At 72.2% G+C, this 7,797-nt stretch carries 7 protein-coding genes; 4 read left to right on the plus strand and 3 right to left on the minus strand.

Annotated features, from left to right (window positions below; genetic code table 11):
• Window positions 1-97: 97 nt before the first annotated feature.
• Together J7I97_RS29430 and J7I97_RS29435 are read right to left on the minus strand one after the other, a co-directional pair.
• Window positions 98-1,120 carry a spherulation-specific family 4 protein gene (locus J7I97_RS29430; protein WP_251059274.1) on the minus strand — a complete coding sequence of 341 codons (1,023 nt, stop codon included), beginning with the start codon at window positions 1,118-1,120 and terminating at the stop codon, window positions 98-100.
• Window positions 1,121-1,267: 147 nt separating this feature from the next.
• Complete coding sequence (locus J7I97_RS29435) at window positions 1,268-1,966, minus strand: TetR/AcrR family transcriptional regulator (protein WP_214940774.1); 699 nt, start codon at window positions 1,964-1,966, stop codon at window positions 1,268-1,270.
• A 149-nt stretch (window positions 1,967-2,115) separates the two neighbouring features.
• On the opposite strand from J7I97_RS29435, the gene J7I97_RS29440 reads away from it, so the two are divergent.
• Window positions 2,116-2,574: a nitroreductase/quinone reductase family protein gene (locus J7I97_RS29440; protein ID WP_214940777.1), complete on the plus strand. Its 459-nt coding sequence runs from the start codon at window positions 2,116-2,118 to the stop codon at window positions 2,572-2,574.
• 151 nt (window positions 2,575-2,725) lie between these two features.
• A complete protein-coding gene (locus tag J7I97_RS29445) occupies window positions 2,726-3,772 on the plus strand; it encodes an SMP-30/gluconolactonase/LRE family protein (RefSeq protein WP_214940806.1) in 1,047 nt (348 codons plus the stop codon).
• 101 nt (window positions 3,773-3,873) lie between these two features.
• Here J7I97_RS29445 and J7I97_RS29450 read toward each other — a convergent pair whose 3' ends face one another.
• On the minus strand, window positions 3,874-5,109 hold the full coding sequence (locus J7I97_RS29450) for a geranylgeranyl reductase family protein (protein WP_374195525.1): 1,236 nt from the start codon (window positions 5,107-5,109) through the stop codon (window positions 3,874-3,876).
• A gap of 269 nt (window positions 5,110-5,378) precedes the next feature.
• On the opposite strand from J7I97_RS29450, the gene J7I97_RS29455 reads away from it, so the two are divergent.
• Window positions 5,379-6,743 (plus strand): dipeptidase, encoded by a 1,365-nt coding sequence (locus J7I97_RS29455; protein ID WP_214940779.1) that lies wholly within the window; start codon window positions 5,379-5,381, stop codon window positions 6,741-6,743.
• A 131-nt stretch (window positions 6,744-6,874) separates the two neighbouring features.
• On the plus strand, window positions 6,875-7,576 hold the full coding sequence (locus J7I97_RS29460; RefSeq protein WP_214940782.1) for an MBL fold metallo-hydrolase: 702 nt from the start codon (window positions 6,875-6,877) through the stop codon (window positions 7,574-7,576).
• Window positions 7,577-7,797 lie beyond the last annotated feature (221 nt).

The raw sequence follows: 7,797 nt of genomic DNA on the forward strand, positions 1-7,797 counted from the left end.
CTTGCCGGCCACGGCACTAGCAGCGGAATCACGACGGCAAGCCGCTGCTCCTCGGCGGCGGATGACCGGCAGGGCCGGACGACGGCGGGGATCGGGCTCAGCCGAGGGTGGCGGCGTAGGTGGTCTGGCTGCGGTATCCCCAGGACGGGCCGGTGTTCCAGGGGTTGGGCATGTCCGCGCTGGTCGCGTAGGCGTATCCGGCGCCACGGTCGAAGGCCGTGCGGAGGGTGTCGCGCATCGCGGTGGCGCTGGGGACGTCGTGGACGAGGTGCCAGAACGCCGTGCCGGTCGGGTCGAGTTCGCGGCCGGAGTGATAGCCGGTGAGGTCGTTGAACACGTTGCCGCCGAGCCAGCCGCCCTCGGTGTACGCCCGGTAGGAGTCCTCGTACGTCACGAAGATGTCGGCGGTGCGGTGGCCCGGCTCCAGATAGCAGTCGGCGATGGCGGTGCCGGGGTTGTTCACGACCAGGTCGATGGCGTTGGGGTCGGCGGCGTGCATGGCGTCCTGGACGTAGTGGCGGAGCTCGGCGTAGTGGTCGCGGGTGGCATTGCCGGGACCGCAGTCGCGGCTGACGACGTCGAAGAAGATGCCGTCCACGTGGAGGCGGCCGTCGGAGGTCTTCAGGTAGTTGTCGACGGAGGCTCTGACGGCGGCGGTGTCGCGGACGCCGTGGTCGGTGTAGACATAGCCGAGGACCTTGGTCTTCTCGCCGGAGGCGGTGACGCCGCCGCGGAGGGCGTCCGCGCGGGCCCGCCAGGGGGCGTCGAAGGGGGAGTCGCCGTTGCCGGGGTTGAGGACGACCACGGAGGCGGCCGGCCCGGTGGCGGTGAGGTCGCCGAGCGTGCGGTCAACGGCCCAGACGTACGCGGGGACGCCGATCTCCAGGCCCCGCACGCCGGGTATCCGGGGGGTGGGCGTCACGGTGGGGCCGGGGCCGGGGCCGGGGACCCGGACAGGACCGGACCCGGGGACCCGGCCGAGGCCGGACCCGGGGACCCCCGCGGCGGCCTCCGGGCCGGGGCCTGCGTCCGCCGAGGCGGGCACGGCCGGCGCCGGGGCGGCGAGTAAGGCTGTGACCAGAACGGCGTACAGGGCCTTCACGGCGCGGGCGGAGCCCATGGCTGTACCTCCGGGCGGCAACGAGGGACGACCCGGAGAACACTAGGCGGGCGGCAGGTCGGTGAAGACCTAACCATCCACATTGATGTGAGGAACAGACAAGCGAACTGTCGCCTCATCACGTGAATCCAGGCAGACCCGGCGGGCTCACATCGAGGGCAGCCCGACCCCCTGCGCCAGCTGGCCGGCGGCGTGCGTGAAGAAGGCGTCGCGGTCCTCAACGATCCGGTTGAACTGGCCGAACAACTCGAAGGACACGAGGCCGACGAGCTGCGCCCAGGCGGCGACCAGGGCGGCGGTGACCTCCGGGGGCAGGCCCTCGGCGAAGTCCGCGGTCATCCGGGCGGCTTCGGGGCGCAGGGCCGCGGGCAGCGGCGGCAGGGCGAGGCCGCGGCCCTCGTATGCGGCGCGGACGATGCCGATGAGGATGTTGCCGACCCGGGAGGCGGGGCCGACCGTGGCCTGGGGGGCGCTGTAGCCGGGCACCGGGGAGCCGTAGATGAGGGAGTACTCGTGCGGGTGCTCCAGCGCCCAGGCGCGGACGGCCTCGCAGACCGCCATCCAGCGGGCGCGGGGGGACTCGCCGGCGGCCGTGGTGCGGGCGTCGGCCCGCTCGGCGGCGGCGCCGACGCTGTCGTACGCGTCGACGATGAGCGCGGTGAGCAGGTCGTCGCGGCTGGGGAAGTAGCGGTAGAGGGCGGAGGAGACCATGCCGAGCTCGCGGGCGACGGCGCGCAGCGAGAGCTTGGCCGCGCCCTCGGCCGCAAGTCTGCGGCGCGCCTCGTCCTTGATGGCGGCGGTGACCTCGATACGGGCCCGTTCCCTGGCCCCTCGCACGGTGCTCATGCGGGTCAGTGTGCCATGCAAGCGGAGCACTGCCCAAAAATCGGAGCTGCGCTCCATTTCGAGAGCAGTGCTCTTGCTTTAGTGCACCGCTCCGTGCACACTGATCTCAAGCGAGAGCACCGCTCTCCCAGTGAGCCCCGGAGGCCACCATGAACGCGCCCACCCCCTACTACGTCCAGGCCGGCCCGTTCGCCGTCCGCTTCAACGCGCTCTTCGGGAAGCTCGCCCGCCTCGGCATCAGCCTGGCCGGCACCGCCGAGCTGTCGGTCCGCGGCCGCAAGTCCGGCGAGATGCAGCGGATCCCCGTCAATCCGCACACCCACCAGGGCGAGCAGTACCTGGTCTCGGCCCGCGGCCACTCCCAGTGGGTCCGCAATATGCGCGTCGCGGGCGGCGGGGAGCTGCGCTTGGGCCGCAAGGTGCGCACCTTCACGGTCACCGAGATCAACGACCCCGTGCAGCAGGCCGCCGTACTGCGGACTTACCTGGAGAAGTGGGGCTGGGAGGTCAACCGTTTCTTTCAGGGGGTCACGGCGCAGTCCTCCGAGGCGGAGCTCCAGGCCGCGGCCGCCGACCACCCGGTCTTCCGCATCACGGTCGCGAACTGAACCCGCCCGGAGCCGTCGGCTTACGACCGTGCGGGCGATCTCCGGCGCCTCGCCTTACGGCAAACCATCAGTGACGCTCCGTCATGTTTATCTGGACCCTCGTCACGCCTGGCTTCCGTGCCCGGCCGAGAAGGAGAGTCCCGTGCCCCGAATGCTCCGTCTGCCGCGTATCGCCGGTACCGGCGCCGTAGCCGTCGCCCTCGCCGTGCTCGCGTCCGCTGCCACGGCTGCCGCCGTCCAGCCGCGGCCACCGTCTCCGTCTTCGTCCTCGCCGACTCACATGTCGCCGTCGCCGGGTCACGTGTCGCCGTCGCCGGCGCAGGTGTCGCTGACGCACCCGCGCATCGTCGCGCACTTCGACTTCGCCGCGGGGCAGACTCCGGAGAGCATCGCCCTCGAGCCCGACGGCTCCGCCGACCTCTCCTTCGCCCTCGCCCGCCAGGTCGCCCGCGTCGACAAGCACGGTGACACCCAGATCCTCGCCACCCTGCCCACCGAGCCGAACCCGGCCACGCCCATCGTCGGTGTCGCGGTCACGACCGGGCTCGTCCGCACCCATGACGGGGTGCTCTACGTGGGCCACAACACGGGAACGGACCTGACGGGCATCTACCGGATCACTCCGGACGGCGAGGTCAGCCGCATCACCGACGGCCTGCCCTCGAACGTGTTCGTCAACGGACTCACGCTCGACGAGGAGCACGGTGTGCTCTACGCCGCCGACTCGTTCCTCGGAAAGGTGTGGCGCATCTCGCTCGACGACGGGGCGGTCACGACGTGGGCCACCGGCACCGAACTCGAACGGGTCGGGTTCATCGGCGCCAACGGCATCAAGGTGCACGGCGACTCCGTATGGGTGACCAACTCTGACAAGGGCACGCTGCTGCGCATCCCGGTTGAACCGGACGGATCCGCAGGCCCGATCTCAACCCGGGCCACCGGACTGGCCGGCATCGACGACTTCACGTTCATCGGGCAGGGCCCGACGGTGCTCGCCGCCCTGAACCCCAGCAACGAAGTCGCCCTGGTACGGCCCGACGGCACCCACAGCATCGTGCTGACGGAGCGGGCCGGACTGTCCAACCCCACGGCCGTGGCCATCCGTCACCAGAAGGTCTACGTGACCAGCGCCTCCTTCTCGGAGGTGGAGAAGGACCCCAACCTGCTGATCGCCCACCTGGAGGAGCACCACCCGTAGGAGCACCACCCGTAGGGCATCCGGTCCGCTGCCGCCGGGGCCTGCCGGTGCCGCCGGGGCCCGCCCGTTGACGGGCCCCGGCGGCACCGGGCGGACGGGATCTAGCCCCGGCCGCTGCGCCCCTGAAGGTTGTCCACGACATGCAGCGCCTTGCGGGCCAGCGGGTGCGTCCGAACCAGGTCGGCCAGGGTCGTCGAGCCGCGCGTGATGCGGGCGAAGGCCAGCCAGGCCGGCCGGAAGCCGGTGATCGCGGCATGCAGGAACCCCGGCCGCGCCTCGAACACGGTCAGCATCCGCTGGCCGACGCCCATCTCCACACCCAGCCCGGCCTTGACCGCGAAGGCGTAGTTGAGGGCCTGGCGGCGCGCGTCCACCGCGTCCGCCGCCTCGGAGATCTTCACGGCCCACTCCCCCGCGAGCCGCCCCGAGCGCAGCGCGAAGGAGATGCCCTCCCGTGTCCACGGCTCCAGCAGTCCGGCCGCGTCGCCCGCCACCAGGACCCGGCCGCGCGAGAGCGGTGAATCGGGCTTGCGGCAGCGGGTCAGGTGCCCGGAGGAGACGGCCGGTTCGAAGCCGGCCAGACCCAGGCGGGCGATGAAGTCGTCCAGGTACCGCTTGGTCGCGGCGCCCTCGCCCTTCGCCGAGATGACCCCGACGGTGAGGGTGTCGCCCTTGGGGAAGACCCAGCCGTAACTGCCGGGCAGCGGGCCCCAGTCGATGAGGACACGGCCCTTCCAGTCCTCGGCGACGGTCTCCGGAACGGGGATCTCCGCCTCCAGGCCGAGGTCCACCTGCTCCATCTCGACCCCGACGTGGGCGCCGATCCGGCTGGCGCTGCCGTCCGCGCCGACCACCGCCCGGGCCAGCACGGTCTCCCCGTCCGCGAGCACCACGGCCACGGTGCGCCGGTCGGGCACCGCCGCGCCGTGCTGCTCGACCCGGGCGACCGCCGTACCCGTACGGACGGTCGCGCCGGCCTTCTCGGCCACGGCGACCAGGCCCGCGTCGAACTCCGGGCGGTTGATGAGCCCGAACAGCATCTGCTTCGAGCGGCGGGTCCGGGTCAGCTTCCCGTTCATGGAGAAGGTGACCGCGTGGATGCGGTCCTTGAGAGGCAGCACGAAGCCCGGCGGCAGAGCGTCGCGCGAGGGGCCGATGATGCCGCCGCCGCAGGTCTTGTACCGGGGCAGCTCGGCCTTCTCCAGCAGCAGGACCCGCCGCCCCGCCGTCGCCGCCGCGTACGCGGCCGAGGCCCCGGCCGGCCCGGCGCCGACCACCACCACGTCCCACACTTCGCCGGTCCCCCCGGCCCACTCCCCCGCCATCTCCTCAGCCATCTCCTCAGCCATCGCCCCGGCCGCTTCCTCGTCGGCCTGAGCGGCCTGCCCTGCGCTTGCGCCGTGTACGTCGTCGTCGCTGCTCACGATGTGCTGCTGCTCCTGATCACGCGGTTGCTCCGATGCCGGGGAAATCCTACGGCGAGAGTCCGCCCCGCCCTGCTGTGCGAGGATCGGGGCTGTCTTTCGCCATGCCCGCATACGCACACCCCGCGGATGCGCGGGCGGCGTACACGGAGAACAACGTCGCACCCAAGAGGAGCGTGCCCATGTCCCAGAACCCGATCGCCGAGACCATCGCCTCGCTGATGCCCCGCGCCAAGCAGGAGCTGACCGAGCTGGTGGCCTTCCAGTCGGTGGCGGACTGGGCCCAGTTCCCGCAGAGCGAGAGCCAGGCGGCCGCGAACTGGGTGGCGGACGCCCTGCGCGTCGAGGGATTCCAGGACGTGGCGCTGCTCGACACCCCCGACGGCACGCAGTCGGTGTACGGCTTCCTGCCCGGACCGCAGGGCGCGCCGACCGTTCTGCTGTACGCGCACTACGACGTGCAGCCGCCGCTGGACGACGCCGCCTGGATCTCCCCCGCCTTCGAGCTGACCGAGCGCGACGGCCGCTGGTACGGGCGCGGCGCGGCGGACTGCAAGGGCGGGTTCATGATGCACCTGCTGGCGCTGCGCGCCCTGAAGGCCAACGGCGGCGTTCCGGTGAGCGTGAAGGTGATCGTCGAGGGCTCGGAGGAGCAGGGCACCGGCGGCCTCCAGCAGTACGCGGAGGCGCACCCGGAGCTGCTGGCGGCCGACACGATCCTGATCGGCGACGCGGGCAACTTCCGTCTCGGCCTGCCGACGGTGACGGCCACCCTGCGCGGGATGACCCTCGTCAAGGTCAAGATCGACACGCTGGGCGGCAACCTGCACTCCGGCATGTTCGGCGGCGTCGCCCCGGACGCGCTGGCGGCGCTGATCCAGCTGCTGGCCTCACTGCGCGCGGAGGACGGTTCGACCACGGTGGACGGGCTGGCCTCGGACGCGGTGTGGGAGGGCCTGCAGTACCCGGAGGCGGACTTCCGTGCCGACGCGAAGGTCCTGGACGGCGTCGGCCTGATAGGCGAGGGCACCATCGCGGACCGGCTGTGGGCCCGCCCGGCGGTCACCGTCCTGGGCATCGACTGCCCGCCGGTGGTCGGCGCCACCCCGTCGGTGCACGCGAGCGCCGGTGCGCTGATCAGCCTGCGGGTGCCGCCGGGTGTGGACACGGTGGAGGCCATCAAGCGGCTGGAGGCGCACCTGGTGGCGCACACCCCGTGGAAGGCGCGGCTGGAGCTTGAGGTCGTGGGCCAGGGCCAGCCCTTCCAGGCGGACACGAGCAGCCCGGCGTACGCGTCGATGGCGGCGGCCATGCGGGTGGCGTACCCCGACCAGGGGATGCAGATCGCCGGCATGGGCGGGTCGATCCCGCTGTGCAACACGCTGACGTCGCTGTACCCGGAGGCGGAGACGCTGCTGATCGGGCTCAGCGAGCCGGAGGCGCAGATCCACGCGGTGAACGAGAGCGTGTCGCCGGAGGAGCTGGAGCGGCTGTCGGTCGCGGAGGCCCTCTTCCTGGTCAACTACGCGGACTCCAAGCGCGCCTGACGCCCGCCCGGGTCTGATCCACCGCGCCACTGCACCACGCCACCGCGCCGCTGCACCGCTGCGCCAAGGGCGAACTCCGCTCCCGGTGAACGATCCGCCGGGAGCGGGGCCGCCTCGGTTACGTTCGGATCATGGAACTTGTCGAAGTAATACCCGAGCGCCTCCACATGCTCCGCTTCCCCATCGGCCAGGCGTACCTGTGGCGCGACGGCGAAGCCCTGACTCTGATCGACGCCGGCCACGCCGGGGCCGCGGACCCGATCGAGGATGCGATCCGCTCCCTCGGGCTGCGCCCGGACCGGCTGGAGCGGATCGTCCTGACCCACTGCCACCGCGACCACACGGGCGCGGCGGGCGAACTCGCGGACCGCTGGGGCGCGCAGGTGCTGGCGCACCGCCTTGACGCCCCCGTGATCCGCGGCGAGCGGCCGGTCCCGGAGCCGGTGCTGCTGGACTGGGAACTCCCGCTGTGGGAGAAGGGGCTCGCGGTACCGGAGGCTCCGCCGACGCGGGTGGACCGGGAGGTGGAGGACGGCGAGATACTGGCGTTCGGCGACGGGGCGGTGGTGGTCCACGCCCCCGGGCACACACCGGGCAGCATCGGCGTGCACCTGCCGCGCCACGGCGTGCTGTTCACCGGTGACTGCGTCGCGGGCGTGGGCCAGGTGATGCTGGGCGTGTTCAACGTGGACCGCGCCCAGGCCCAGGATTCGTTCCGCCGCCTGGCGGCGCTGTCCCCGTCGGTGGCCTGCTTCGGCCACGGCGACCCCCTGACGACGGCCACCGCCGCCACCCTCCACTCGGCGGCTCACCCGGCCCCCCTCGCCCCGTAGCGCGCCGTCTGGATCGTCGGCACAAGAAGGGCGCCCGCGGTGCTAGGGGCGTCTTACGGATCATGCCGGGCTCGCGGCGTCTGGCACCGCGCGTCGCCGCGTTGTCCTCACTCGCCGACGCTCCGCGTCGACTCCCTCGTCCGCCTTGCGATGCACGGCACCAGACGCCGCTCCCTGATCCGGCCTGATCCGTAAGACACCCCTAGTGCTGCTCCGCGTTA

Source organism: Streptomyces sp. ISL-87, assembly GCF_018614095.1.
Lineage (GTDB): Bacteria > Actinomycetota > Actinomycetes > Streptomycetales > Streptomycetaceae > Streptomyces.

Coding starts and splice junctions, on each gene's coding strand:
- J7I97_RS29445 (WP_214940806.1), top strand. CDS start 2,726: ATGCTCCGTCTGCCGCGTATCGCCGGTACCGGCGCCGTAGCCGTCGCC.
- J7I97_RS29435 (WP_214940774.1), bottom strand. CDS start 1,966: ATGAGCACCGTGCGAGGGGCCAGGGAACGGGCCCGTATCGAGGTCACC.
- J7I97_RS29460 (WP_214940782.1), top strand. CDS start 6,875: ATGGAACTTGTCGAAGTAATACCCGAGCGCCTCCACATGCTCCGCTTC.
- J7I97_RS29440 (WP_214940777.1), top strand. CDS start 2,116: ATGAACGCGCCCACCCCCTACTACGTCCAGGCCGGCCCGTTCGCCGTC.
- J7I97_RS29450 (WP_374195525.1), bottom strand. CDS start 5,109: ATGGCTGAGGAGATGGCGGGGGAGTGGGCCGGGGGGACCGGCGAAGTG.
- J7I97_RS29455 (WP_214940779.1), top strand. CDS start 5,379: ATGTCCCAGAACCCGATCGCCGAGACCATCGCCTCGCTGATGCCCCGC.
- J7I97_RS29430 (WP_251059274.1), bottom strand. CDS start 1,120: ATGGGCTCCGCCCGCGCCGTGAAGGCCCTGTACGCCGTTCTGGTCACA.